Origin of the sequence: Brevibacillus parabrevis (genome assembly GCF_022701015.1) — a bacterium.
GTDB lineage: Bacteria > Bacillota > Bacilli > Brevibacillales > Brevibacillaceae > Brevibacillus > Brevibacillus parabrevis.
This window is the reverse complement of sequence record NZ_CP064090.1, coordinates 2,880,008-2,905,188: the sequence shown is the minus strand read 5'-3', so window position 1 is coordinate 2,905,188 and position 25,181 is coordinate 2,880,008. Positions and strand designations below refer to the sequence as shown.

General features: G+C 44.0%; 23 protein-coding genes and 2 tRNA genes. 10 read left to right on the top strand and 15 right to left on the bottom strand.

The window, feature by feature from the left end:
* Positions 1-17: 17 nt before the first annotated feature.
* Positions 18-902, top strand: a complete 885-nt coding sequence (locus IRJ17_RS13850; RefSeq protein ID WP_242775052.1) for an IS3 family transposase — start codon at positions 18-20, stop codon at positions 900-902.
* A 478-nt stretch (positions 903-1,380) separates the two neighbouring features.
* Here IRJ17_RS13850 and IRJ17_RS13845 read toward each other — a convergent pair whose 3' ends face one another.
* Positions 1,381-2,544 (bottom strand): site-specific integrase, encoded by a 1,164-nt coding sequence (locus IRJ17_RS13845; RefSeq protein WP_242775050.1) that lies wholly within the window; start codon positions 2,542-2,544, stop codon positions 1,381-1,383.
* Positions 2,545-2,648: 104 nt separating this feature from the next.
* Positions 2,649-2,798 (bottom strand): helix-turn-helix domain-containing protein, encoded by a 150-nt coding sequence (locus IRJ17_RS13840; RefSeq protein ID WP_242775268.1) that lies wholly within the window; start codon positions 2,796-2,798, stop codon positions 2,649-2,651.
* A gap of 485 nt (positions 2,799-3,283) precedes the next feature.
* Between IRJ17_RS13840 and IRJ17_RS13835 the strand changes: the two genes are divergently transcribed.
* Both IRJ17_RS13835 and IRJ17_RS13830 read left to right on the top strand, forming a co-directional pair.
* The gene (locus tag IRJ17_RS13835; RefSeq protein WP_242775048.1) at positions 3,284-4,351 is read left to right on the top strand and encodes a hypothetical protein; all 1,068 of its coding nucleotides are present in this window, start codon (positions 3,284-3,286) and stop codon (positions 4,349-4,351) included.
* Between the two features lie 173 nt (positions 4,352-4,524).
* Entirely contained in the window at positions 4,525-5,574 is a 1,050-nt protein-coding gene (locus IRJ17_RS13830; protein WP_242775046.1) for a hypothetical protein, read from the top strand.
* A gap of 120 nt (positions 5,575-5,694) precedes the next feature.
* Here IRJ17_RS13830 and IRJ17_RS13825 read toward each other — a convergent pair whose 3' ends face one another.
* The 9 genes from IRJ17_RS13825 to IRJ17_RS13785 form a co-directional block, all read right to left on the bottom strand.
* Positions 5,695-6,141 (bottom strand): DNA cytosine methyltransferase, encoded by a 447-nt coding sequence (locus IRJ17_RS13825; protein ID WP_242775044.1) that lies wholly within the window; start codon positions 6,139-6,141, stop codon positions 5,695-5,697.
* Positions 6,126-7,103, bottom strand: coding sequence for a DNA cytosine methyltransferase (locus tag IRJ17_RS13820; RefSeq protein ID WP_242775042.1), 978 nt, complete (start codon positions 7,101-7,103; stop codon positions 6,126-6,128). Before IRJ17_RS13820 ends, IRJ17_RS13825 begins: the two co-directional genes overlap by 16 nt.
* Before the next feature lie 60 nt (positions 7,104-7,163).
* Complete coding sequence (locus IRJ17_RS13815) at positions 7,164-7,658, bottom strand: phospholipase D family protein (protein WP_242775040.1); 495 nt, start codon at positions 7,656-7,658, stop codon at positions 7,164-7,166.
* A gap of 2 nt (positions 7,659-7,660) precedes the next feature.
* Positions 7,661-9,445 carry a DUF1998 domain-containing protein gene (gene drmB / locus IRJ17_RS13810; RefSeq protein ID WP_242775037.1) on the bottom strand — a complete coding sequence of 595 codons (1,785 nt, stop codon included), beginning with the start codon at positions 9,443-9,445 and terminating at the stop codon, positions 7,661-7,663.
* 9 nt (positions 9,446-9,454) lie between these two features.
* The gene (gene drmA, locus IRJ17_RS13805) at positions 9,455-13,414 is read right to left on the bottom strand and encodes a DISARM system helicase DrmA (RefSeq protein ID WP_242775035.1); all 3,960 of its coding nucleotides are present in this window, start codon (positions 13,412-13,414) and stop codon (positions 9,455-9,457) included.
* Between the two features lie 635 nt (positions 13,415-14,049).
* A tRNA-Val gene (locus tag IRJ17_RS13800) sits at positions 14,050-14,125 on the bottom strand.
* Positions 14,126-14,169: 44 nt separating this feature from the next.
* Positions 14,170-14,246: transfer RNA gene (locus IRJ17_RS13795), tRNA-Ile, on the bottom strand.
* 290 nt (positions 14,247-14,536) lie between these two features.
* Positions 14,537-14,977: a hypothetical protein gene (locus tag IRJ17_RS13790; RefSeq protein ID WP_242775032.1), complete on the bottom strand. Its 441-nt coding sequence runs from the start codon at positions 14,975-14,977 to the stop codon at positions 14,537-14,539.
* A 243-nt stretch (positions 14,978-15,220) separates the two neighbouring features.
* Positions 15,221-15,820, bottom strand: coding sequence for a phosphatidylglycerophosphatase A family protein (locus IRJ17_RS13785; RefSeq protein WP_122964839.1), 600 nt, complete (start codon positions 15,818-15,820; stop codon positions 15,221-15,223).
* Positions 15,821-16,066: 246 nt separating this feature from the next.
* Here IRJ17_RS13785 and IRJ17_RS13780 point away from each other — a divergent pair, with 246 nt between their 5' ends.
* Positions 16,067-16,771, top strand: coding sequence for an alpha/beta hydrolase (locus tag IRJ17_RS13780; RefSeq protein ID WP_122964838.1), 705 nt, complete (start codon positions 16,067-16,069; stop codon positions 16,769-16,771).
* Positions 16,772-16,773: 2 nt separating this feature from the next.
* On the opposite strand, the gene IRJ17_RS13775 is transcribed toward IRJ17_RS13780, so the two are convergent.
* Positions 16,774-16,932 carry a hypothetical protein gene (locus IRJ17_RS13775; protein WP_167470313.1) on the bottom strand — a complete coding sequence of 53 codons (159 nt, stop codon included), beginning with the start codon at positions 16,930-16,932 and terminating at the stop codon, positions 16,774-16,776.
* Positions 16,933-17,077: 145 nt separating this feature from the next.
* Between IRJ17_RS13775 and IRJ17_RS13770 the strand changes: the two genes are divergently transcribed.
* From IRJ17_RS13770 to IRJ17_RS13755, 4 genes are all read left to right on the top strand, one after another.
* Complete coding sequence (locus IRJ17_RS13770) at positions 17,078-17,587, top strand: YjcG family protein (RefSeq protein WP_063230116.1); 510 nt, start codon at positions 17,078-17,080, stop codon at positions 17,585-17,587.
* Positions 17,588-17,669: 82 nt separating this feature from the next.
* On the top strand, positions 17,670-18,122 hold the full coding sequence (locus IRJ17_RS13765; RefSeq protein ID WP_242775029.1) for a GNAT family N-acetyltransferase: 453 nt from the start codon (positions 17,670-17,672) through the stop codon (positions 18,120-18,122).
* A gap of 197 nt (positions 18,123-18,319) precedes the next feature.
* The gene (locus IRJ17_RS13760; protein WP_242775026.1) at positions 18,320-18,838 is read left to right on the top strand and encodes a TetR/AcrR family transcriptional regulator; all 519 of its coding nucleotides are present in this window, start codon (positions 18,320-18,322) and stop codon (positions 18,836-18,838) included.
* A 563-nt stretch (positions 18,839-19,401) separates the two neighbouring features.
* Positions 19,402-19,824: a DUF3995 domain-containing protein gene (locus tag IRJ17_RS13755; protein WP_173597771.1), complete on the top strand. Its 423-nt coding sequence runs from the start codon at positions 19,402-19,404 to the stop codon at positions 19,822-19,824.
* A 716-nt stretch (positions 19,825-20,540) separates the two neighbouring features.
* Here IRJ17_RS13755 and IRJ17_RS13750 read toward each other — a convergent pair.
* A complete protein-coding gene (locus tag IRJ17_RS13750; RefSeq protein WP_173597772.1) occupies positions 20,541-21,386 on the bottom strand; it encodes a PHP domain-containing protein in 846 nt (281 codons plus the stop codon).
* A 108-nt stretch (positions 21,387-21,494) separates the two neighbouring features.
* Here IRJ17_RS13750 and IRJ17_RS13745 point away from each other — a divergent pair, with 108 nt between their 5' ends.
* Positions 21,495-21,854, top strand: a complete 360-nt coding sequence (locus IRJ17_RS13745; RefSeq protein WP_122964833.1) for a hypothetical protein — start codon at positions 21,495-21,497, stop codon at positions 21,852-21,854.
* Here IRJ17_RS13745 and IRJ17_RS13740 read toward each other — a convergent pair.
* Together IRJ17_RS13740 and IRJ17_RS13735 are read right to left on the bottom strand one after the other, a co-directional pair.
* Positions 21,824-22,732, bottom strand: coding sequence for an MBL fold metallo-hydrolase (locus IRJ17_RS13740; protein WP_242775266.1), 909 nt, complete (start codon positions 22,730-22,732; stop codon positions 21,824-21,826). The two genes, IRJ17_RS13745 and IRJ17_RS13740, sit on opposite strands and share 31 nt — an antisense overlap.
* A gap of 33 nt (positions 22,733-22,765) precedes the next feature.
* Positions 22,766-23,539, bottom strand: coding sequence for a YitT family protein (locus IRJ17_RS13735; RefSeq protein ID WP_242775023.1), 774 nt, complete (start codon positions 23,537-23,539; stop codon positions 22,766-22,768).
* 244 nt (positions 23,540-23,783) lie between these two features.
* Between IRJ17_RS13735 and IRJ17_RS13730 the strand changes: the two genes are divergently transcribed.
* Positions 23,784-25,154, top strand: a complete 1,371-nt coding sequence (locus tag IRJ17_RS13730; protein ID WP_122964830.1) for a hemolysin family protein — start codon at positions 23,784-23,786, stop codon at positions 25,152-25,154.
* Positions 25,155-25,181 lie beyond the last annotated feature (27 nt).

Genomic DNA, 25,181 nt, shown 5'->3' with positions numbered 1-25,181 from the left:
TGGGGTACACAACCAAAATGGTGCTACGTATTGTCGGCATCCTTGAAGCAACCTACTACTACCGAATAAACAAAGCCTCCCAAAAACCTCGTGTCTACCACGGAGGGCGGCCAATACCGGGTTATTCTTTGTCCATTGACGGACAAGCTGTCTCCGACGAGCAAATCAAAGAATGGTTATCCGAACTGATTGCTGATGAAGAACCTGCTTATGGATATCGAAAGCTTACAGTCTGCCTACGACGAGACCACCATCTGATCATTAACAAGAAAAAGGTTTACCGCTTGTTAAAAGAAGAAGAACTCTTGCAACCACAGCGACAAAAGAAAAGCAAGCATCCTCGTAAGCTTGCGAATAACCGCGAGATTACCGCTCCGAATCAATTGTGGGAGATGGATGTAAAATACGGCTTTATTATAGGTGAACATCGTTTCTTTTTCCTGATGAGTCTTATTGACGTCTACGATCGAGCGATTGTGGACTACCATATTGGCCTGTCATGCGAAGGAAAACATGCTGCCGAGGTTCTTCAGCGAGCTTTGTGGAAACGACAGCAATTCGACCATGAAGAACGACCAGTTATCCGCACGGATAACGGTCCACAGTTTATTAGCCATGCCTTTGAAGGAGCCTGTCAGCGTTTCCGAACAGTGCATGAGAGAATCCCTCCAAAAACACCCAATAAGAATGCTCACATTGAGTCATTTCACAGTGTTTTGGAGAAAGAATGTTTGCAACGAAATGAATTTCAGAACTACCAAGAAGCCTACGAAACCGTAACAAACTATCTGCTCTTTTACAACCAACGCCGGATCCATGGTAGTTTGTACGATTTATCACCCGTAGAATTCAGCAAGGCTTTTGCACAGCAACGTGTAAAACCATTTGTAGTAAAAGTATAGTCTGGCAATGGAAATGCACAGCAAGCCTTTCTTCAACCTAGCGGCAAAACAGGAAGAGATAAGTCTGGAGTCAAGCGTACTCCTTGACGCTAGACTTATCTCTTCCTAGACTCCCAAAAGGTTGAAGAAGGATGCAAGACTACGACAAAGCGAGAATAAGGGAGAATAACTCAAGTTTTGAGGGGTTAAACCGCCTAAAGTAAAACATACTTTCTACATTTGCTGTCAAATAAACCATCTCCCTTATAATCAAAATTATAAAACAGCTATATTTGCTGTTTTTAATAGGAATACAAAATACAACAGAGCTATGATCCAGCTTCGTGTGTATGATGTGTATGAAGGTAATAATATTAACTTGTTTATTAGAGCTAAACGATTGAAAAGCCAGCACAAACGATCAATCTAAGTCCAAAACATCATTCTTGAAGATTCTAACACATAAAAAATTGACTGTTTTCCATGTAAAGAAAACAGTCTAAAGGTCTATTTCAATGATCATTTTATCGTTTGTATCATCCCCAAAAATCATTTTACCAAAGTTTCTTGCAGTCTCTTTTTGCATACTTGGCAATAAATGAGAATACGTGTCTAAGGTAAGCCTTACATCTGCATGACCCAGCCTTTCTGATACAATTTTGGGATTTACCCCCTGTAACAGAAGGAGAGTAGCATGTGTATGCCTCAAATCATGAAATCGAATCTTTGGAACATTGGCTTTTTTGATAATTGAATTGAAAATTCTGCGTAAATTGCTTTTGTTAGTTGGTGTACCTATCTCAGTACATACAACCAGATCCAAATCACAATAAGCGTTTGCTCCAACTGCTTGTTTCTCCTTGGTTATTAGCTCTTTATGTTTTCTTAGGTGTATTATCGTCTCCTCTGGTAAGTCAATCGTTCTGGCACCTGATTTTGTTTTCGTGTAGGGGAGAATTTCCTTACCATCATTACTAAGTGTTTGCGTAATTCTTATACATCCATTATCGAAATCTACATCTTTGAAGCGTAGCCCAAGAACTTCGCCTTGTCTTGCTCCAGTACTCAATGCCAATAAAAAGGCAATTGAATATCTGCTGTATCCATCAGCATGTTTGAGAAATCTCTTAACCTCCTCTACCGTCCAAACAGTTATTTCTTTCTTTACTGCTTTGGGCCGATCAACACGTGCAGCAGGATTCTTCGGTATTAAATCCCAGCGCTCAGCCTTCCTCAAAGAATCATTAATGATTGTGTGTACTTTCTGGATATTTTCGTCGGAAAGAATCTTCTCTTCTGTTAATCGATTATATAATCCCTGAATGATCATTGGAGAGAGTTTTGTAAGTTCAATGTTTCCAAGGTCATTTAGTATGTGCATTTCAACTAACCATCTGTACGTTCGAAGAGTTTGCTTCTTCACCCTGGTTTGCTTATCTTTAAGCCAATGATCGAGCATGTAGTCCTTATATAGCATTTTTGAGGGTTCAATATAGGTTCCATTCTCAAGAGAATGTATAAGTTCATTATATGCTTTTTGAGCCTCTTGTTTTGTTTTAAACCCTCTTCTTTTGTACTGCTTTTGTTTTCCGTCGGCTTTTTTTCCATATGTTAAAACGAAGTACCACGTTTTACCGTCTTTCTTTATTGTGCTCCCAGCCATTTGATTTCCTCCCTAAAATAGTTGAGTAAGTCTAATCTGCTTTCGTAAACACCAAAAAGCAGCGGATGAATTCCGTCCGCTGCTTGATTTGGGTTTATTCCTTTCTAATCAGAGTTCATTTGGATTTTGGCAAGAATGTATTCTTCGATACAAATCTTAGGGATTCTATAAGATTTCCCTAGTTTTATTGATTTAATTTGCCCTGATTGTAATAGTTCATAAGCTTTATTGCGACCTATAGCAAGGATTTCCATCATGTCATCAATACGGATTATATCGTCATAATTTTCGAATATTTTGTCTTCTCCTTTCATTCTGATATATAATATAGAGTTTAAATATATAAATTTACTATATTGTTTAAATTAAATTAAGTTTAATTAAACTAACTGTCTATCGCTTTATTTTGTGCTTTTCAGTATTAATGTAAGTGTACATTTTTAATAGAGATTTGCCATTAATGCAGTTGTCAAGAGTTATAAAAATCAAAGAACAGCCTGGGAACTATCTGGGAACCGTTTGGGAACTTAATCTTCCGATCGATTCTATTAATGTGTCGAAATAGGTTCATTATTGAGTTCCCAAAATCCCAGAATTCCCGAGTACCCGCAGAAAATTTCCTTGCAAAATCATAAGAATCATCAGTTAATCTTTGGTATAATGATTCTACACATTGGCAATGTAATTGATGTGTTGTTTCATAGGAAATGAAAAAATATTTCGGACTGGGAGTCTCGGGATGGGTAAACAAAACTACAATATTCATTTTTTTATAGATAAGTATATAGATCTTATCAGAATTGAAGAATTTCATGATAGCTTCTCAAAGGAGATACACGATTACCGCCTTCAATTAAATCGTCTTTTGCAGAGGGAGACGTTAGGCATTGATTGGCTAGGGAACACGGTACTTCTTAATAATGTCGATGATGAGGAAACGGAATATGGGAAAGATAACAAAATGGATATAAAACTATGTAATTTTTTTATCGTTCCTACCCATCGTCTATACATAAAAGAAAATCAAACCATACGAGAAGAAGGATTAGGCATTAAGGTTTATACAAAGTTAAGCAAGAAAAAATATAAATGTATTTATTTAAACCTCAATCAAGAGATGATAGAAAAGGGATATTGGGTAACTGCCTCATTTTTAGATCATGATTTATTTTTGTACGATAAATCGTACTATCGATACTTGAAAATGGCTATAAAGCTTTCGACTAGAATTTTATTAGATAGTGATTTCAAAATATTTGATGGAGAGTGGTGGTTTGAAAATCGGTTTTCAGATGTAACAATTAATGATTTTGAGGGCTACCATCAACGAAGACCGGTACTGCAGCTTGTACATCCAGTAACTACAAATGGCGTAATAAAATCATTCTATAACCTATCCAACAGTGAAAACTTAAATATTAGTGATATAAACACACTAAAAAAACAAGATGCCATCATTTTTTTGAAGGAAATTTTAGCACTAATTGAGGAACAACCTTTAACGAAGTTAGGAGAAATTCCTGAAAATGAAGTTGATAATCTGGGGTGGCAAGATGATGATAAATATTATTTACCATACAAAGAGACATGGGATTTGGTTGAAACTAGGCTAAGACATAGAGAAAAGTACTCACTCTTAGCAAGGAAAGAGCTTGATTTGTTCCTATTCGACGAGAAAATTATTGAGATTGAAGAGGAGAAAAGTGGTAGGAAAAGAGCAGATAAATTAGTGACTGTCTATCCTAAGACTAAAATACGAGTTTTTGTTATAAAGAAGACGAAAATGAACGAATACCTGAATACATAATCAGATTAAAAGAGAAAAAGTACAAGGAAAGCGAACAATCGCCACCTTGTACTTTTTTATTTGCCTCTAACAGATAAGTAAGCGCTGGACTTGCTTAAAGATATACCACCCCGTCAACAGTGGTCCTTGCTACGTCCATGGTTACCTACATCATTGAGAGGATTGATTAGTTAATGATTGACACAATGACTATTTATTATCGAATAACCAAAAGTGAGTTTAACAACTTATATACAAATCTAAATGAATTAAGCATCGAGTCTTCAGGGAGAAAACTCCATATTGATAGAAAGGATAAGGACGCTTTGGTAACTTATTCGTTCGCAAAACTCGGTTTTCAGATCATCAAACTTAGGTATGTTAAGGAATATAATTACCGGGCTATTGAAATCACACTAAAACCAAAACTTCTAGTTGATGAAGGAAATGCTTTCGATGTAACGGACTTGGATGAGATGGAAGAGGTCAGAAGAGAATTTAAAAGATTCGTGGATCTATTATCCTTACCTGACCTTTTACAATGGACGGTCAAAAGAATTGACTATGCTATTGATTTGGAAATTAATCAAGATTTAATTCCTATCTATATGTTCGTGTTTAAACAAAGTAATATCCCAATTTATATGCTTAAAGATCCTATAACCCAGATGTACCTGGAATCGCCGACAAACTTCTATCTTTACTCAAAAAATCTTACTGTCAATTTTTACAACAGGTATAGTACTTTGAAAGAGAAATTCGAAAAAGGGGAAATTCATAAAATAAACCTTGACGCAGTTAAAAATAAACTCAGGTTAGAAGTCCAGCACAAAAATTGCTCAGGAGAGCTGTGTGAATATCTCAGTGTAGAGAGATGTAAAAAAAGCATTTGTTACTTTTATGATTCAATCATTGGCAATGGTCACTACTATAATTTTGAAAAATCGCTAGAGCTAATAACTAAATCTACAAGAAGTATTAAGAGAAGTATTGAACTCAAGGAATTCATAAAATACATTCATCAGACTGGGAGTGTCTGGTTGGCAAGAGAGTCCTTTGCAAAAAGCAAAAAATTTGATAATGAATTGAAGGCTAGAAAAATCTTTAGTCGCAATCTAAATTTGCTTCGAGAATTAAACATTAACCCTGTCACATTGACAAATAGTTCAGGTATATCAATGCTTGAAAACCTTTGCGAGAGAATCAACAAGAAATTTAAACTTGACGAAAGGAATGTCAATTAAAAGAGTGTATAGTATCAATTTCTTTATCGGTGATATGCTCCAAACTAGCGTTTTGTGAAATGAATTACCCGAACAGTAAAAAACAAAAAGCACTTTTCTCTAAGAGAATCGTGCTGTTTTCTATCTATCCATATTTTCTAATAGTTCTAATATCGCTTCACCAATACTCCTAGCTAGCAGCGGCGGGACAGCGTTTCCAATCTGCCTATACTGAGCATTTCGCCCTCCAGAAAATACATAGTCAGGAGGAAAAGACTGAATAAGAGCCGCTTCATAAGGGGTAAAAGTTCTAGGTTGATCTGGGTGAATAAACTTAAGACCATCTTTCTCCATATGAGATAAAATTGTATTTGATGGTTTATTCCAAGAATGTCTCACATAAGTGTCGACATGTTTCGTTCGATCATATGGATAGAGTTCATCCAGAAATTTATCATAAAATAAAGAAGCTTTATTCATGAATTGCGCTGAAGAAGAACCTGGTTTCATCATCGAAAACATAACAACATCCCTGATATTATGTTCCCTTGAAATATGAGATTGCCTGTGTGCTAAATGTCGTTCCACATATTTTTTACTAGATTATTATATCCTCGTAAAAACTCTTCTAAGTAAATCAGCTTTTTATATTTCTTACTCAGTAATTTCGGTAGACATTCATCAAAATACCGTATGATCTTATTAAATTCATCTGAATTGACTTCTGGTTGCTCCTTATATGTGTCCTTCAAGTTCTTGATACTACCTACAAATGCATAGAGGCTTTTTTCTAAATTTTGCGTAATTACATTTAGATTGATTAAAGACTTCATTCTACTTACACTAATTTCTGGAAGAACTACAGGAAGTCTCCCTATGGCTTGTAGTAAGGTTTGATCAATCTCGTAATTTAAAACATCTAGCGTTGGGTTAAGCTGGTTTTGATTATTTGCGATAATAATAACTCTTTTTCTCTGTTGAGGAACACCGTAGTTGACAGCATTTAATACTTGGTATCTTTTTACAAGGTCTCCTTCTATTCGTGTTGAGTATCCCAAAGATTCCAGTTCATCGCAAATCACTTCAATAGCTATTTGCTGTTTCTTAGACAACTCTTCTTCTGTATCAAGTTGTTTTGAAATAATCCCCTCAACATTCTCAAATACTACAATTCGTGGACGTATTTGACCAACTAAATCAAAGAAATGCCTAAATAACGTATTCCGGGGATCGGTTCTTAATGCCTCTCTCATTTCTGGTTTTCCAGACCTTGCAGGTCCAGCGAGAGAGTAAGTTTGACATGGAGGTCCTCCGATAATAACGTCTACGCCAAGGCATTCAGCAATGATTCTATCTTTTATCTCTTTTTTCGTTAAGTCTCCTTCGATAACTTTATTTTCGCCTAAGTGGTTTCTAAGCGTATTACATGCATCTTCATTCAATTCAACTGCTTTGATAATCTCAAAGCGGGAGTCTCCTCGTCGTGCCATCTGGAACCCCGTAGAGAAGCCCCCTCCACCAGCAAATAAATCTAAAACAGTATAAGCCATTTACATCTTCCTCGACAAATTTCGATAGTCATAAGTTATTATAACGCATCACCAAATATTCTATAAATCTATTTTTTTAGTAAACTGGTGAGTGACTAGTTTTTCAAATGCATTTGCTACTTTGTTTACATCTTGCCCTGACAACATTACTGCTAATTCATGATTTTCAAAAAATCCCCTTCTGGATATATTTGAGGAACCAATTATTGCTCGTTCACGATCTACAACTATCATTTTTGCATGCAGATCAAACCCGTCTGGATGAGTAAAATCATAGAGCTTATAATTTATAAATTTTCTCGAAAAAGATGCTAACATTGCTTGAGCTGCGGAATGGTGGTTATGAAATTGATTAACCAAAATTCTTACATCAACGCCCCTAGATAAAGGGGCGTTAATCAATTCTAAAACGTCTGATGCTCCTGTGCTAATTTTGTAAGCACAGATCATTATTTCGTATTGTGCATTTAGAATCAGTTCTTCCAAGTTGGCTGTAATAGATTCGACACCGTTTCCCAACCAGCCAAGTCCAGTAGCTAATATTTTAATCTCCATAGTTAAGGTAAATTCTCCATAAGCAAATTTCGATCAAGTAGCATATTTCTATGCTCACAAGAAGTTTCAGAGACAAATTGACAAACATAACAAGCCGCACCGTTAAGTTTATTTGGAGCAAACTTCTCTTCACCACACAATGGATCGTTAGAGCATGTGTGAACATTTCTAAAAACTCTATTCAAGACCCTGTTAAACTCTGGAACCAATCCAATAAGACCGCCTAAAGTACCATCCCCACCAGGTTGTGTAGTGTATAATAAAACCCCACCACTTATCCTATCATCTTCAAATTTAATAAATACTCGTTCTCTAATAGAAGCGGATGAGTATCCCGAATCAACCGATAAAGAACTTATTAATCGATGGGCCAAGGTATGCCACCAAACAAAAACAGGGTGGAGTTGTTCAGGATCAACTACTCCGCTTTTTACCCCATATTGTTCGGGATCTTTAAATGCTATGAGCCAATTTTCATAATCTTTTCCACTCATAGCAAAATGGCCTGTACCTATCTCTTCAGTTGGAGCCAGATCAATAAATATCCCCTCCCCAAATGTCTCAACACCAGGATACCAGTCCTTTATCCCATCATGATAAACAGTCGAGACAATATCTCCGTTAACCAGATCTAAACGACGATAACCAGTTTGAACCATAACTACTCTTAATCTACTAACGGGGGTAATTCTGAGCTTTCTACCGTTTGGTCCTGCAAATATTTTAATATCTTGTCTAACTACCTCAAATTGAGGTGGCGAGCCTGGTGTGGAAGAAACTTGTAACGGGGCTCCTCTTGTTGCAGCTATTTGTAGGGCATTAAACTCTGCAACACGATAATCCAGCTCGTTTTGAATATCGATTGGCTCACATACATCAGCTATCGCATTTATTATTGCAGAATTATCGTAACGAGATATTTCGTCATAAATGTTTTGCTGAACTCTACGACGATCCACAAGGGCTTTAATTTTGGTTAAAAGTTCCTCTTTACTACTTATCTCTGAGGTGTAAATCAGATTTATTATACTTGAATGCGCTAATAATTGATGAAGTCGCGTATCCCGATTTGGTATGGTAAGTGAAGATATTATCTCTCCGACCCTTAAATTAGATGCGCCTCTTTGCATCATCCGAGCCGGTTCATCGCAACCTGGTCTATCATTCCCCATTTCAGGATAGCGACCAGTACAATCTAATTCAGTTGCATATGCAGTCCCTAAATTAAATTCTCCGTCACAATCAGGACATACGATAGTTACATTTTTAAGTGCTCCACCTCCTCCTTTCCAAATTAGAAAGTCTGGATAACATGGCTTTTTTTTGTGTTTAACGAGACCGCCCCAATTTACATCATCAAGATGACCTTTTGGACATGCTACTACAAAACGAATAGCTTCCCTTCGGGATTTTTGCCATCCTTCATATGAATTATGGAATCGACCGCAATCAGGGCATCCTATCTGTCTACTAATATTGTATCGGTATAATTTGTTATGGTTCTTTTTAATGCACAAGGACCATTCAGGGAAGTGCTTGGTTTCATAAATTGCTCTTGATTCAGCAACTTGTAATTCAGCATTAGTAGGTAATCGAATAATCCCTGCACCTTGAAGCAAAGATTCGGACAAACGCTGGTCAACTATTTCAAGCTGATCCAACGATTTATAATTAAGAATTCCTGATTGAGCAATATTGTTTATCACTCTTGGTCCATTTGGCCCCTCTAATATTGCTCCTGGCCCGTAAGTTGTAATATATTGCGACGGTCTAATAGATTGTCCCATTTCGTCACCTCAGCTCTTAAAGTTTGTCGTGCCCTCAACGTCTCGTAATGACTGAGGCGCATTTTCAAAAGCAACATCTAGGCCTTGGAAATAATGTTGTGGATCACCTAGCACGACTGGGTGAGTTGGTTGCCTATTCATAGATGATTCGTTATATAGGAGGCGATTGGCATGTTTTTGAGCTAGCATATACCATCGATCTAATTCAGAGCGAATTTCTGAGATAATAGTTGATCCTTCTGGCCTTCTTCCATCAGGTTGTTTACTAGCCCTCTGAGCAAATAAATCAATTACTCTTGATACTTCTTGCGAATGACGTAAATTTCGCATATTTACCGCAGCAGACTCGGTGGTTTGCCCTTGTAATCGTTGTTGATATCTCCACTGATTGGATACTTTGGCACCTAGAATTCTTATGGCATGTCTTAATAGAGCGACACTTAAAGGACCAAATGCTTTTTCTCGCGCTCTAGGCGAAAACGGTGCTACCGTCACAGGTTCTACATATTTGTATAATGCCCTGTGGTAACCTGTAAAAAATTCATAATGGTCTAAGTCCCGCGGGCGACTTGCTCTGAAAAATGCTACAACTAAACCCGCGTGTTTCCGTCCAACACGACCAGAAGCTTGTATATAAGACGACGTAGACTTTGGCTGTCCGTTAATCACCATTAATCGTAGTCTATCCACATCCACACCTGTTCCGAACATACTTGTTGCTAATACACCATCTTCGGGATTACCTGTATCAATATCTTTTCCGAGTAACTCTAACAATCCTGGTAACTCGGTCGAACTCTTTCGACTTGACAACTCTAATGGGTTTTCACTTAACGTTCTACTACTTGGACCATTAATGTAACTTATTCTTTCTGGAATGTCTTGTCGATACAAAGAGGCTGCACCAGCTAATTCGCGCACAGCATTAAAGTAACCGACAACGGTAAGAAATCCATCTATTCGTTCTGGAGGCATTCCTGTATTTTTTAACGCATGTGCGGTCTGTAACAAAGAAGACCATATCCGAACCAAAGGTGTTTGTGCCCCTTTACCAGGAGCACAAATCCCCACGTAGAGACGTCCCGCATTTTTACTATCTAATGGGTGGATTTCCTCACTTGTCGAAAAGAAGTTATCATTAACATCAATCCCCGAGGGAGGAAATTGAGCAAATTCTCTACCAAATAAAGACTTCACTTGTTTTTCTGCTTGCCGTACAGTTGCTGTAGAAACAACATATTTAGGAGAAACTCTTTGGTTCTCCCCTTGCTTTGTACAGAGCTCATCAATAATGGTTTCGTACAGTCCGTATAAGCTTCCCAAAGGCCCCTCAATTAAATGCAACTCGTCTTGTATAATTAACTGAGGTGGATCGAATGCATCTACTCTTTTATGCAATGATTGACCTCTCTGGTACCCTGGAGGATTGTCCTGTAGTGAGGTTGGCATACCTCCTCCGTGATTTGGTGGACACATCTCACGATAATATCCCCATCTAGCATGATAATACTCTACATTACCGAAAATCGAAGATGCTTTCGGCTCTGATGGTAGTTGTGCAAATTTATCTGCAGTAGCAATAATCATTGAAGGGCAGCGATGGTATATCTGATCATCCACGGTATAAGCAGGAATAACAATCCTCGATGAAATGGATGGCTCTCCTGGCACCTTAAAGGCATCCATAATTTCTTGGAACTCTGTATCCCCAGATGTTGATAAAAACTGGCTTCTAACACTTGCAGGAACTTTTTCCGCCCAATTTCCTCTATTCAAATCACATTCTGGATTAGGGCATATTATATCGAAGTTAGCTTCTTTTTCAGTATTCTGCATTGTATAGAATGTTTGAAAGAAGTAACCAGGTCGAGTAGGTCTAGCAGATAATAATTGTGCATTACGAATGATCCCTTTGATCTGGTTATTCCAAAGATCATCTATCGAATCTGATTCTATATGTTGATTCTGATCAACAACAAATGTGACAGAAGCAGTATAGAATACATTACCATGTTTAGTAATGGTTATTTCACTAATTGTCGCTTCCCCTAGAACCACATCAGATGCTTGAAGCCTTGATATTGTTGTTGTGGCCTTAAACAGAAAATGAATAGTATGGGTGCCAGGACCTAGGCCTTCATTTGGAATGGCCACAAAAGAATTACAGCAAGGACAATTTAATACTTGGGCAGGTTCACCTTCATTATGTTTCCCTTTGCTCTTTAGAAGATCAAATGCACCTAGAATGTTAATAATACGACCGTTTTGATCTGGGAATTTTAAGGTATGTAAACCGTTAGGAGTAACACCTCCACCAACCCATAGTCCCACTGAAATTCGTTCCCCACCCCAAATGTAGTCACTCATTTCCTTACAACCAGAGGGCCTCCACCCAACCTTCTTCCCACTTTTTAGCAAACCGTCCACTCTTAAATATTCAGCAGCGGTTATGACGCGAAGAGCCCTACGAAACTGCTGAATGGTTAAAAGACGTAGTGTATATCTTGAAAGTACATTAACACCTGCACCCTTTTTATGCCCTTGACGATCTATTCTTGCACGGCGTCTTTGCAGAGCGATTGTGAACGCTGCTAATCCTAAATAACTTTCTGTTTTACCTCCACCAGTTGCAAACCAGAGTAAATCAGCAACTCCTCTATCGGGATCATTATCATCAGCAACCGCAGATACATTCAATAATATAAACGCTAGCTGGAACGGTCTCCATGGGAATACCTTTTTATTTGCCCATAGGGATTGTAAAGCCATGACCTTATTCGCAAAACAAAATGCTAGTCGTACATCTTCGTCTGTACACAATAAATCAATTGATCTTGACATTCTGCCAATTGCATTCTCGATTAGGAGAAAATGTTTATGGGCTGCCCTTTGAAGATTTTGACTTAACTCACGACTTGAATTCTTGGCTTTTTGTTCTTCAAGCCACATTTTATAACCTGAAACCAAAGGAAAAAGTCTATCCCTCAATTCTTTCGGTTCCCAAGTTTCAGATAAAATATCAGGGTTAAACTCAGGCTTTGGCCCATATTGTTCCCTCCACACCATACTGGGCGCTTCCATCGGGTATGTCGGAGTGTAGTCGGTCCTCAAATCTGGAGAATTAAACTGTATTCTAATCTGTTCTGGAACGATACAGCCATCACTCCAAATAAACGGTGGAAATGTTAAATCTTTTAGCTTTGGGTGTTCTCTTTGAATATCAATTGATTTCCAAGTAGCACCAACTAAATGTCCTCTAGCAATAGCAGTCCTTTCCTTATATAGAAGTTTAAGTGAATCCTCCTCTTCAAGTTCACTTACACTTGCATTATCATATATTGTTTCGTCATCAAGAGCACAAAACTCAAATCCAGACACTTTATTTATGCGGATTTCAGGTTGAAATACGAAATCAGCTGTAGTTGGCTTAGAATGGTTATCCAATGGAGTATTGTTAACCAAAAAGATAGAAATCTTATAGCGATCAGTTGCAATTTTAAGAGTCCTTACAAAAAACTCTACACCAGTTTTTTCATTATCACACCAATAATGATTAGTAGTGATATTGAACTCTTTATGGAACCAATATGGCTTTCGAAGCCACTCAGTCCCATTAGATATGTATCTTCCCCATGTAAAACATACATTAGCCAAAGCATTTTCAGATGAAATTTCTGCGACGAATGAAATTCCCATCGATTTAGGAAGTGATTTTGGATCTAAAGATGGTGAACCAGCTATCGCAGGCTCAAAAGAATCATCATTTGAATCCTGTTCATCATCTTCCCCATCATTCATTAATTCGGCTTCAGCATCAATGTCTCTAGTTGTATTCGCACTCCTTGGCGAAAGTACGCCAACAATATATTCATTTCTAGGATCAAAGTCATTTGGTAAAGTTTCATTAGCTCCATTTCGGGGACCTAATACTTCTCTAATTAGTTCCCCTAGAATTATTGCTCTTTCCATTTGATCAACCCCTTGTCTAATTTCCTAGTACAAAGGGCTTGTATTCGAGATAAAACGACAAAAATCCTCTTCCAGTAAACAACAATTATAGAAAAGCCCAGCAAAAACTTTCACAGTTTTTAGAAAATACTCAACAAGTATTAGTATTGTTTTACCAATGAAAGTAATATTGTGTAAAAAAGTTAGTACAAATAATTAGCTTACCCCTTTCCGTTTTCTGAAAATATGATTCTATCTAAATAAAGGATAACATCACTTGATAATACCAAGAAAGCTACGCCCCAGAAAGTAGACTATTCGATCTGGAGAAGGCATACACCTTATGAAAACAAACTAGAACTTATAGATGGTGGATGCTTTTGGGGGGACGAACAGCGTAACAGAATGACATTAATGCTTGTTTATAACATGGGACTTTAACAGTTAATCCAGATACTCCTCGATGAATCCATAAACGAGTTACGCAAATTATTATCGTAACTATGTTAAGCTGGAAACATTAGTCACTATTGACCAGAATACTATTCTTGACCAATTCTTGACCACGAAAACTATTTTAGGGGGCGCTCCCGATCACCCTACTTCAAGACAAAAAGAAAAACCCTTGAATAACAAGGGTTTTATCGTTTGTTTTATGGTGATCCGGACTGGGTTCGAACCAGCGACCCCCACCCTGTCAAGATGGTGCTCTCCCAACTGAGCTACCGGATCATGGGATATGTATGTGACCTTGTGAAACGTATGTACTCACTTAATGGTGGGCCCTGTAGGACTCGAACCTACGACCAATCGGTTATGAGCCGACCGCTCTGACCAACTGAGCTAAGGGCCCCAATCGCACCGGACGTCGATCACATTTATTACTATACAGCATCCTAAATTGGATTTCAAGAGGAAATGAATAATTTCTTGTAATTTTTTTCACTCTGACCAAAAGAACTTGAAAAACCCGCTTAAAACCTACTTTATTGCGTATTCACCACCTATAAAACTCAAGCTGTCTCCCCTTTCTGCTGAAAAATAACCGATAAATTTTTCCTCGCCCTCCACTCCTCAACTTTTCCAAGTTGTTACTGACTGCCCCCCTTTTCTAAGTACACTCCTAAATCATTGCTACATCCATCAGTTTTGGGGCTTGGGGAATGAAAAGTGGGGATCGGGAGGGAGTGCCGTCGCATTGCTCTTGTTCTTGTTCTTGTTCTTGTTCTTGTTCTTGTTCTTGTTCTTGTTCTTGTTCTTGTTCTTGTTCTTGTTCTTGTTCTTGCTCTTGTCCTTGCTCTTGCTCTTGTCCTTGTTCTTGTCCTTGCTCTTGTCCTTGCTCTTGTCCTTGCTCTTGTCCTTGCTCTTGTCCTTGCTCTTGTCCTTGCTCTTGTCCTTGCTCTTTATCCCTCTTCTTCCCCTACTCCAACACTTTAACTTCCCCCTCCCCCTACTCTCACCCCCGAACCCCAAAAGCCATCCCCGCCGCTCCTCTCCCCACCCTTCCTGCCTCTCGCTCCTGCAAGCGGCAGCCCAAATGGGAACAGCACCAACGAAAAAATGGCTCTTGATTACTTTATACAATTTACTATTTTTGGATCTTCACTAGATTTTTACAACGCTCTATCTTTTTACCATCTACTACCTTTTCAAGACCGACAGGCTTTTCACAATCCCGCCAACAAAATTCCGCTTCCTTGCTCTTTCTTACCTTACCCCTGCTCTCTAATCCCTGCCCAAAACAACCACACAAAGATAGGTAGGTAACAATCCAAGCCACCTAAATCCTCTCAACCATCAAAACCGCCAACCTACGCAGCAACGCATTTACCCCGCCTGCTCGGTTCCCCCGGCCTTTTCCTCCACGCGCAGCTTGGCTTCCCCGCGCTTGAGTGCTTCGGCTTCCAAGCGGGCTTGTTCTGCTTCCTGCTCATCCCGCATGCGGTGAGCCATGCGGCTGGAGGCGTTTGCGGCCACGCTGGCTACGAGATCGTCGAGGAAGGTGTGGACGCGGCCTTCTTCCGACTTGGTGTCCAGTCTTTTGATGACGCCCACTTTATGTTTGTCCAAGTGACCAAAAGTGGTAACTGCGATGCTGCCGTATCCGAAGACGGAGCCTAGTGCCAATGTCTCGTCGCATCCGAACAGGCCTTCGTCCGTTGCGATGATCGATTGGAGCGGCTCGGACAACAGTCCTTTTTCCGCCAGCGTATCCAACTCAACGCCTACCAAAATGGCGTGCTGCATTTCCCTTTTTTCCAAGACGGCTTTTACGCTCTCGATGCACGGTTCTATGGTCAGGCCAGGGTGATAGGGGGCCTGCATGAGATAGACAATCTCAGCGATATCCTCCACCGTGACGCCACGTTCTGCCAGACGGTTGAGAGCAGCGTTTCTGACTTCGATGCTGTGTACTTGCTTCTTCATATAAGAGACAACCCCTTCCACAAATCGAGTGAAGTCGTTTCCTACCATAGTATCACATGGTGACAAAATTGCGACAATCTTTCGCCCAAATAATTGGTAATTCGCCCTCCTGCCCCGCCACAGCAAAATGCTTGAAGGGCAAACTAGCTCGCGACGATGCGCTGGGGCACACGAAAGCATTGGGCAGGTTATGTGCTCTCCTGTATAATAAATTTTGCGAAGAACACCCAGAAGGAGGACACTGCTGTGGCCCTTGAGGAAATCGTCTTGGACAGCCGGCTGCTCGGAACGCCGGAAAAATTGATTGTCTATACCCCGAAACGTTACTCGCCGCTTTACTCCTATCCGGTTCTTTACGTGCAGGATGGCGACGATTACTTGGCAATGGGCAGAATGGCGACCTTGCTGGATCAGATGATTGCGGACAAAGAAATCCCTGATCTGCTCGCCGTTTTTCTTCCCGTCGACAAAGCCAAACGCTTCGACCGCTACCATCCGGATGGGAAAGAGCATTTTGCCTATTCCCGTTTTCTCGCGGATGAAGTGGTCAGCTTCATTGATTCGCATTACTCCACGCATCCATTGGGCAACGGACGCACGTTGCTGGGTGAATCGCTTGGCGGCGTCGTTTCGCTGTTCACCGCGCTTGCTTACCCGCATACGTTTGGACAAGTTGCCAGCCAGTCAGGTGCTGTGGACGAGCAGTTGAACCGCCGGATCGCCCAAGCTGATCTCACCGTGTCCCAAACGTTCTACCTGGAGATTGGGACAGAAGAAACAGCCGTGAACTCTTCTCGCGGCGTCTTGAACCTGTACGCAGCCAACGAGGAGCTGCGGGCGATTTTGCAAACGAAAAAAGCCACCCTCTATTACGAAACATTCGAGGGTGACCATACATGGGGCCACTGGCAGAAAAATTTACCGCGCATGCTACGGACGCTTTACGGGTAAACTTACCGTGGCTGTTCTTCCTTGGGACCTTCATCTTTTAAAGGCGAGACGAGTGCTTCTTCGAACTCTCCTTTGCGGATCGCTGTCAAAATGGTGAAGGTCAGGACGGACAACAAAAGCAGGACGAGAAAAATGAATGTAATCATCATGGCCGTGTACATGCAGCGCGGCACCTCCTTGCACTACACAGTGTTTCCTGACGCGGCTGGAATATACGGATCGGCGCATAACATTACACAAATGAAGAATTTTCTGTTAAAATAGTTTCTTGTAGAGCATGATAGATAGTAAGGAGGAGTGGTTCTTATGTTGTACAGTATCGTAGTCTTTCCATCCAGCAAGGTGCAGGAAGTAGCCAACTCTTACCGGAAGCGTTATGACCCGGCATACGCATTGGTCCCTCCATATATCCGCTTGAAAGAAGCTTTTGACCTCGATGAAGCCAAACTGCCAGAACTGGTGAGCCATCTGGAGCAGGTTGCCTCTTCTTCGGAGAGCTTTACAGCGCACTTCCATCGGGTATCTTCTTTCCATCCTACAACAAACGTGATCTACCTGGCTGTGCAAAACAAAGAGCCTTTTACCGCACTGCACGAGCAAATCGTGAACAAGTGTGTTTCGGAAAAGGAAACGTATGCGTACGTTCCGCATCTGACCATCGGGCGCGATCTGTCCGACGATGAGCTGCGTGATGTAACCGGACAATTGAGCATGGCCAAAATCGATTTGACCAGCGAGATCGATCGCTTCCACCTGATTTATCAACTGGAAGACGGAATCTGGAGCGTTTACCAGACATTCCTCTTGAACAAATAAAGCATTTCTCTTCCCCTCCTCGCGAGCCTGACTTGCCGGGAGGGATCTTTTTACTGCCACCAGAAAAGGACGTGTCCCCACAGTGAAACAACAATCTTATGCGATTCAAAAAGTAAGCTCGGAAAAAGAAATGCAAGATGCGCTCACGGTGCGCAAAGCAGTGTTCATCGACGAGCAGCAGGTTCCTGCCGAGCTGGAAATCGATGAGCATGACGAGCAGGGCAGCGGCACGGTGCACTTCGTCGCTTACAACGAACAGGAACCAGTCGGAGCGAGCCGCTTGCGTCCGTACGCGCCTGGCGTTGGAAAAGTCGAGCGCGTCGCTGTGCTGCAAAGCGAACGCGGAACCGGACTTGGCCGACAAATCATGCTCGTGATGGAAGACGCGGCAAAAGAACTCGGCTTCGACAGCCTCAAACTAAACGCCCAGACGCACGCGCAGCGTTTTTACGAAAAGCTCGGTTACGAGCCGCACGGAGACGTTTTTGATGAAGCGGGCATTGAGCATATCGCGATGGTCAAAGCTTTGCGATAGATGCGTTGCCCCAGGCATCATAGACGTTCCTAGCGCTACATAAACCACTGGCAGATCGCCTCCTTAGCAACCTGAGCTTTTCTTTTGCCCTCCCCTCTTTGCCAAAGTAGGCGGAGGGCGTTTTGCTCTTGACGACTTTTGCCATCTGAATTAGGATGGAAGCAAAACATACGCAACCGTATTTTTAGAGGTGAAGCATGCAATATACGCGAGAAGATTGGGTTCGCGCAGGGCTGAATACGTTGGCGGAGGCGGGAGTGGAAGCTGTGCGCGTGGAAGCCATTGCGCGGAAGTTGTCCATTAGCAAAGGGAGCTTCTACCACCATTTTGCCGACCGCCAAGATTTGCTGCACGCCATGATCGACTACTGGGAGCTGCACGCCACGGAGCGGATCATTTCCGCGCCGGAAGCCGAGCAGGCTACGTTGGAGCAGCTCTTGTCGTTCGTGTTTGCAACCGAGCGCAAGACGGAAGCAGCGATGTACGCCTGGGCCAAGCAAAACCCGGAGCTGGGCAGGCGCGTTGCCGGGATTGAAAAACGCAGAATCGGCTACGTAGCTGCCTTGTATGCCAAAAAAGGACTCTCCCCGGACGAAGCAAATGCCCGCGCTCACCTCGCTTACCTCGTCTACATCGGTTGGCTGGTGCGCGGGGAGCTGGACGAGCCGTTTGACATCGCTGCGCCGTTGCAGCATTTTTTGAAATGGACAACGTGAAGCTTGCCTTGCTGTGGAGACTTCGTAGAGGTAGGGCTGTGCACGATGATGATCCGTATGGTCTCCATCCGGCAACATAAGAACATTTCTTTCTGCGTGAACTTCCTCGTGCCGGGCACGATGATGTACCGTACAGCTTCATCTGACAACATGAAAGCATCCTTTCTTTCTGCGGAACTTCCTCATGCTGGGCACGATGATGTACCGTACAGCTTCATCTGACAACATGAAAGCATCCTTTCTTTCTGCGGAACTTCCTCGATCTAGGCACGATGATGACCATATGGCTCCATCTGACGACCTGAGAAAGTCCCTATCTGCGGCGAACTTCCTCATGCTGGGCACGGTGATGTACCGTACAGCTTCATCTGACACATGAAAGCCTCCTTTCTGCGGAACTTCCTCGATCTAGGCACGATGATGACCATATGGCTCTATCCGACGACCTGAGAACGTCCCTTTCTGCCCCCTCCCTGCACAGGGGGATTCTCGCACCCAAAACATACGCTTGCGTATCTTCCGTAAAAAAACGCCCACGAAGCTTTAACCAAGGAGGCACTCGCATGACCACATTCGTCGTCTTATCTACTGCGATTATCCTGGCCGTTCTGTCATTGTTGCATGTGTACTGGGCATTCGGCGGCCGTTGGGGACGGACTGCCGCCATCCCCGTTACTGCGCACGATTCCCGCCCGCTATTTCGTCCCGGAAAGATCGGGACGCTCATAGTCGCTGGCCTGCTGCTTTTCGCCGACTATTTGCTGCTCACACAAAGCGGTTATCTTGCGCCGCTGATTGCGCCCGCCTTGATTCAATGGGGCTGCATCTTCGGTACTGCCGTTTTTTTCTTGCGTGCTGTCGGCGACTTTCGTTACGTGGGCTTCTTTAAAAAAGTCCGGCACACCGTCTTCGGCCGCCAAGACACCAGATTGTTCACTCCGCTCTGCCTGTGGCTCGGAATGGCGTTTTTGCTGACGGTTCTGTAATCCGCCAGTCACGGTAGTTGCCGACATTTCCCAGGCACAAGGCAATATGTAATTTGCCAGACAAAAAAGCCCCTTCATCCGGTTCAGCCAATCGTCTGACGGATAAGGGGCTACTTTTCTACTTTTCTGTTCCAACAGGCAAGGGGGCTACTGCGTTATTACTTTTTGCTCCAACAGACAAGACAAGCCCCTGCGTTCTTACTTTTCGCTCCAACAGACAAGCCAAGCCCCTGCGTTCTTACTTTTCGCTCCAACAGACAAGCCAAGCCCCTGCGTTCTTACTTTTCGCTCCAACAGACAAGCCAAGCCCCTGCGTTCTTACTTTTCGCTCCAACAGACAAGCCAAGCCCCTGCGTTCTTACTTTTCGCTCCAACAGACAGGCTAAGCCCCTGCGTTCTTACTTTTTACCCCAACAGACAGGCTAAGCCCCTGCGTTATTACTTTTTGCTCCAACAGACAGGCTAAGCCCCTGCGTTATTACTTTTTACCCCAACAGACAGGCCAAGCCACTACGTTATTACTTTTTACCCCACCAGCACAGGCTAGACTGCTGCGTTCTTACTTTCTACTCCAACAAGCAGACCAAGCCCCTGCATTATTACTTTTTACTCCGACAGACAGGCCAAGCCCCTGCGTTACTACCTTTCACTCCAACAGGCAGACTAAACTACTGCGTTATTACCTTTCACTCAACATATAAACCCATCTGCTCCAGTTACCCCTTCCGCCTCCGAGCAATCTCACGCAACTGCTCTACCGCCTCTGTCGGCGCCGTGTGCGAGCCGAGCATGGCGTGAAAAGGCTCCTCGCCGCGCCAGCCATGAAAGTCGGAACCGCCTGTCACGACGAGGCCGTGCTCTTGTGCCCACTTGCTGTAGCGCAGCTTTTGCAGCTCATCGTTGTCCGGATGGTTGACTTCGATGCCGTCCAGCCCGAAGACGATCAGCTCGCGCACAAGCTCGTCATCGTCATACAAGCCTGGATGCGCCAGCACAGCCGCGCCGCCCGCCTCCTTGATCAGCGTGATCGCCTCCTGGGGCGAGATGCGCGGAGGATTGACGTAAGCCGCTCCCCCTTTGCCCAAATACTTGTCAAACGCCTCTTCGATTGTGGCCACGACGCCCAGCTCGATCAGCTCTTCGGCAATATGCGGGCGACCGATGTTTTTATCTGTGCCTTGCTTGCGGCGGTAGACGTTTTCCAGCGTAATCGGAATGCCCAGCTCCTGCAGGCGGGCAATCAGCAACTCGTTGCGCTGGTGGCGCGTTTCTCGCAAGCCCACAAGTCGCTCTTGAAACGCCTGATCCTCATACGGAACAAAATAGCCTAACACGTGAATGTCTTGCCCGTTTCCTACCGAGCTTACTTCCACGCCCGGAATGATTTCCACCCCGAGCCTCGCTCCCGCTTCGATCGCTTCTGCCACGCCCGCCACTGTATCGTGGTCGGTAATCGCCAGAGCGGCAAGTCCCGCTTCTTTCGCCAGGCGCACGTTTTCCGCAGGTTCGCAAGTCCCGTCCGACGCCTTCGTATGTGTATGTAAGTCTGCTTGCAACAGCATATTTTCTCCACTCCTTCTTTTCTTTTTCTTCAAGTCTGAAATCTGCCCACCGCACATAGGATGGTAGCAAACCCGAATTTCTCACAGGTTGAGCCGAGGAGGATGTCCATGCGGTTAAAAAACAAGACCCTGACCGGTGTCGTGCAGCCACTCTCCTATGTCGACAAAATGCTCAGACAGCAGGGGTTTCACCGATCAGGCGGGGACGGCATGCCCACGTACGATGTCGTCATGTACGATTCTGCCAGCAGCAGCACGTATTTCCTGCGCATTCCCACCAATTTTACCACCTCGTCCACTGGAAAAGGCGAGATGACAGTCAAGCTGGGCCATCCGTATCTGGAAGCAAAATTTTATATGAACACCTCTGAAGAGATTTTTTTCATCCCCAAATCCGTTCGGGAAGCAGCCGAGCATAAATTGGCCGAAATTGCCGATTATCTCTCTTCTTCGTCTGGTCCATCCTGAACCGTGCTCCACAACCATCTGTTGGCACCAAAACGATAGACCACTCTCTTTTCTTTTACCAAACCGACGAGATAGCCCATGAAAGCCGTCCGAAACAAGGCGTAGCTTCCGGCGTTTTCTATGGAAATGTGCAAGCGTTCACACAGGAGGGCGAGAGCGTCTTCTACTCCGCGCTCCTCTCTTAAAATGTCTTCGATGACAGCGTAAATCCGTTCATGCCATTCCATATTTTTGTGCACCGCACCTTGAGAGGAGGTGGTGTACGCTCCGTGACCTGGCAAATATCCTGTGCATGTGGTCGCAAGGAGCTTGTGCAAACTGTTCATCGTCTCATGCGCATCCACAAGAAACGGCAATTTGTGCTTTTCCAATACTTCCTCACCCAAATAGCTGTCGGCTGCAAAGCATATGTCGTCGCAGATCAGACCGACCTGCTGATAGCTGTGCCCCGGCAGAGAAAGGATCGTAAAAGGCACACCGTCGATTGCAATCGTTCCTTCTAATGGAAGGAGGTGGTCCACCCGGGAAGCTTGCGCCAGCAAAAACTTGTTTTTCAAATCGGCAAGAGGTTCTGCTCCCATGTTCAAGTAGATGGGTTCCAGAATCGGATAGCGAATGATCGCTTCTTCCAGCGGTGGTGCGTATACTTTGGCTTCGGGCCAGCATCCGAGCAGGTAGGCGTTTCCTCCGAAGTGGTCGGCATGAGCGTGTGTTTGAATGATCGCGCACAAGGGCTGGGCTATCGCGTCCAGCCCTTTTTTGATTTTCTTCGCCGTTTGCGCCTCCAGCCCGGAATCAATCAGGATGGCCCCGCTCTCCCCTATCACCAACCCGATGTTTACGTGACCGGGAAAATAGCCGACCCGCTCCGTAATCATTTGCGGTGTATGTGTAGACACAATGTTCGCCCCTCATTTCATCCTTTTCCTATTTATTTTCTCCAAAAACTTTGCTTCCCCTGCCCTGGTTCTTCCGGTTTGTTTTGCGCGTACAGATGCGAGCTGTTGTCTTTTCCTGTAAAAAACCGGCAAGACAGGAAAGGCTCGCAACCGTTCTTTGCTCCGCTCTGCGCGCAAAGTGTGCAGCGGGCCAACGATGGTATAGGGCGGATGCGGACGCCCGATCCCGCTGAACATGTGTGTCGTGGCTGCGACAGCGACGATTGTCAGCAGCGAAAAGGCGGTGCGCACAAGCCCGATCGTATGCAGCGAGCAGGCCACGATCAGACCGTCAATCACCAGGATCAGCAAAGCCACGGGCAGGCGAAAGCGCCGGGCCAAAAATTGCGCCACCAGATCCGTTCCTCCGGTATTCGTTTCGAAGGCGAGCATCAAGCCTACTCCCATGCCGATCAGCAAGCCCCCCGTTACAGACGAAATCGCCGTAGACCAACTGTTGAAATCGCGCAAATCGGACAGGACATCGATAAAAAAGGCTGAGATCAGCATCCCGTGAAAACTGTGAAAAAACAGCCGACGATCGTAAAAAAACACGATGACATACACCGGAATACTGACGACAATCATGATTATCCCGGGCGGCCACTGCATGTAATACGTCGCCAACAGCCCGATCCCGATCATCCCTCCGTCCATGAGGCGGTGCGGCACCAAAAACAGATTGACGCCAATGGCAACCAGGACACTCCCCATGACGATCGCCACGCTTTTTTGCAGCCAGTACACACGCCTCCCCTCCCTCGGACAACTGCTCGTTTATGTGTATGAATCGAGGGATTCCCGTATGTCCGGACAATGTGCAAAATGCGCCCGGGCAAATCGGAACGTTTTGACTCTTCGGTTGACCTATTGGTATACTTACCTGTAACAAGGAAGTTACGAATGTTTATTCCTTTTGGTTCGTACATTTAAAATACAATTAGCGTAACGGAGGTGAATTCTCCACCTTTCGCACCGCGGAAGGCTGGAGGTGCGCTTGGAGAGTCCGATAGGGGAGATTACGCTGAATCTGCTGCTCGTGGTGTTTTTGGTCCTTTTGAACGGCTTCTTCGTCGCAGCAGAATTCTCGCTGGTTAAAGTTCGCCAAACTCGTTTGGCCCAGCTCGTCAGTGAAGGCAACAACAAGCGTGCCCACTACGCGCAAAAGGTCACCCGGGAGCTCGACGCCTATTTGTCTGCCTGCCAGCTCGGCATCACGCTGGCATCGCTTGGATTAGGCTGGGTTGGTGAGCCTGCAATCGCCCATTACGTCGAACCCATGATGGCATACTTTCAATTCCCGCCGTATATGGTAGGCCCTGTTTCTCTTGCCATCGCGTTTGCTATCATTACGTTTTTGCACATCGTTTTCGGAGAGCTTGCTCCCAAATCGCTCGCGATTCAAAAAGCGGAAGCGACTTCGCTCTGGACAGCTGCTCCGCTCATGTTTTTCTACAAGCTCAGCTACCCGCTCATCTGGTTTTTGAACGGAGCGGCCAACCTCTTCATCCGCCGCTTGGGCATCGAGCCTGCTACGGAGAGCGACCCGGCCCACACGGAGGAAGAAATACGCTTGCTGGTCAATCAGAGCCATAAGAGCGGCCACATCGACCAGACAGAAATGGCCCTGGTGGACAACGTCTTTGATTTTTCCGAACGACTTGCCCGGGAAATTATGATCCCGCGCATCGACATGATTTGCTTGTACGATGACAACACGTTTGACGAAAATTTGCAAATCATCCGGGAATCCCGCCACTCACGCTTCCCTGTCGCCCATGAAGACAAAGACAGGCTGATTGGCTTCGTGCACACTTCCGACTTTTTCCTGTCGGCGCTGACAACCGGGAAAGCCGAGTTAAACGATTTCCTTCGTCCCCTGCTTACGGTGCCAGAGTCCATGGAAATCAGCCACGTGCTGCGGCTCATGCAAAAGCGCCGCTCGCAAATCGCGATCGTCATCGACGAGTATGGCGGCACAGCAGGGATTTTGACCATGGAAGACATCCTGGAGGAAATTGTCGGCGACATTCAGGATGAATTTGACGAAAATGAACGGCCTGAAATTGAAGAAAGTGCGAGCAATGCCCTCTCGGTTTCTGGAAAAACACTCTTGAGCGAGTTGAACGATTTTCTGACGATCGAGATCGTCTCCGATGAGGTCGATACGATTGCCGGCTGGCTCTACAGCCAACTGAACGAAGAAGTGGCATCAGGCAAAGCCGTCATGTACGAAGGCTACCTGTTTACAATTAGCGAGTTGGAAAATCACCGGATCACACGCGTGGCGATCACCCATCTGGATGAGGAAGAATCGGCCGCACTTCCGGAGGACACGATTTTGCTGCACGCCCAGTCATAGCGAACAACATTTGGCAAGTGTCCCCTT

Excerpts from the sequence above, each read along its gene's own strand:
- IRJ17_RS13850 (WP_242775052.1), top strand. The coding sequence starts at position 18 with ATGGTGCTACGTATTGTCGGCATCCTTGAAGCAACCTACTACTACCGA.
- IRJ17_RS13845 (WP_242775050.1), bottom strand. The coding sequence starts at position 2,544 with ATGGCTGGGAGCACAATAAAGAAAGACGGTAAAACGTGGTACTTCGTT.
- IRJ17_RS13840 (WP_242775268.1), bottom strand. The coding sequence starts at position 2,798 with ATGGAAATCCTTGCTATAGGTCGCAATAAAGCTTATGAACTATTACAA.
- IRJ17_RS13835 (WP_242775048.1), top strand. The coding sequence starts at position 3,284 with ATGGGTAAACAAAACTACAATATTCATTTTTTTATAGATAAGTATATA.
- IRJ17_RS13830 (WP_242775046.1), top strand. The coding sequence starts at position 4,525 with ATGATTGACACAATGACTATTTATTATCGAATAACCAAAAGTGAGTTT.
- IRJ17_RS13820 (WP_242775042.1), bottom strand. The coding sequence starts at position 7,103 with ATGGCTTATACTGTTTTAGATTTATTTGCTGGTGGAGGGGGCTTCTCT.
- IRJ17_RS13815 (WP_242775040.1), bottom strand. The coding sequence starts at position 7,658 with ATGGAGATTAAAATATTAGCTACTGGACTTGGCTGGTTGGGAAACGGT.
- drmB (WP_242775037.1), bottom strand. The coding sequence starts at position 9,445 with ATGGGACAATCTATTAGACCGTCGCAATATATTACAACTTACGGGCCA.
- drmA (WP_242775035.1), bottom strand. The coding sequence starts at position 13,414 with ATGGAAAGAGCAATAATTCTAGGGGAACTAATTAGAGAAGTATTAGGT.
- IRJ17_RS13785 (WP_122964839.1), bottom strand. The coding sequence starts at position 15,820 with ATGAAGAAGCAAGTACACAGCATCGAAGTCAGAAACGCTGCTCTCAAC.
- IRJ17_RS13775 (WP_167470313.1), bottom strand. The coding sequence starts at position 16,932 with ATGTACACGGCCATGATGATTACATTCATTTTTCTCGTCCTGCTTTTG.
- IRJ17_RS13770 (WP_063230116.1), top strand. The coding sequence starts at position 17,078 with ATGTTGTACAGTATCGTAGTCTTTCCATCCAGCAAGGTGCAGGAAGTA.
- IRJ17_RS13760 (WP_242775026.1), top strand. The coding sequence starts at position 18,320 with ATGCAATATACGCGAGAAGATTGGGTTCGCGCAGGGCTGAATACGTTG.
- IRJ17_RS13755 (WP_173597771.1), top strand. The coding sequence starts at position 19,402 with ATGACCACATTCGTCGTCTTATCTACTGCGATTATCCTGGCCGTTCTG.
- IRJ17_RS13750 (WP_173597772.1), bottom strand. The coding sequence starts at position 21,386 with ATGCTGTTGCAAGCAGACTTACATACACATACGAAGGCGTCGGACGGG.
- IRJ17_RS13745 (WP_122964833.1), top strand. The coding sequence starts at position 21,495 with ATGCGGTTAAAAAACAAGACCCTGACCGGTGTCGTGCAGCCACTCTCC.
- IRJ17_RS13740 (WP_242775266.1), bottom strand. The coding sequence starts at position 22,732 with ATGATTACGGAGCGGGTCGGCTATTTTCCCGGTCACGTAAACATCGGG.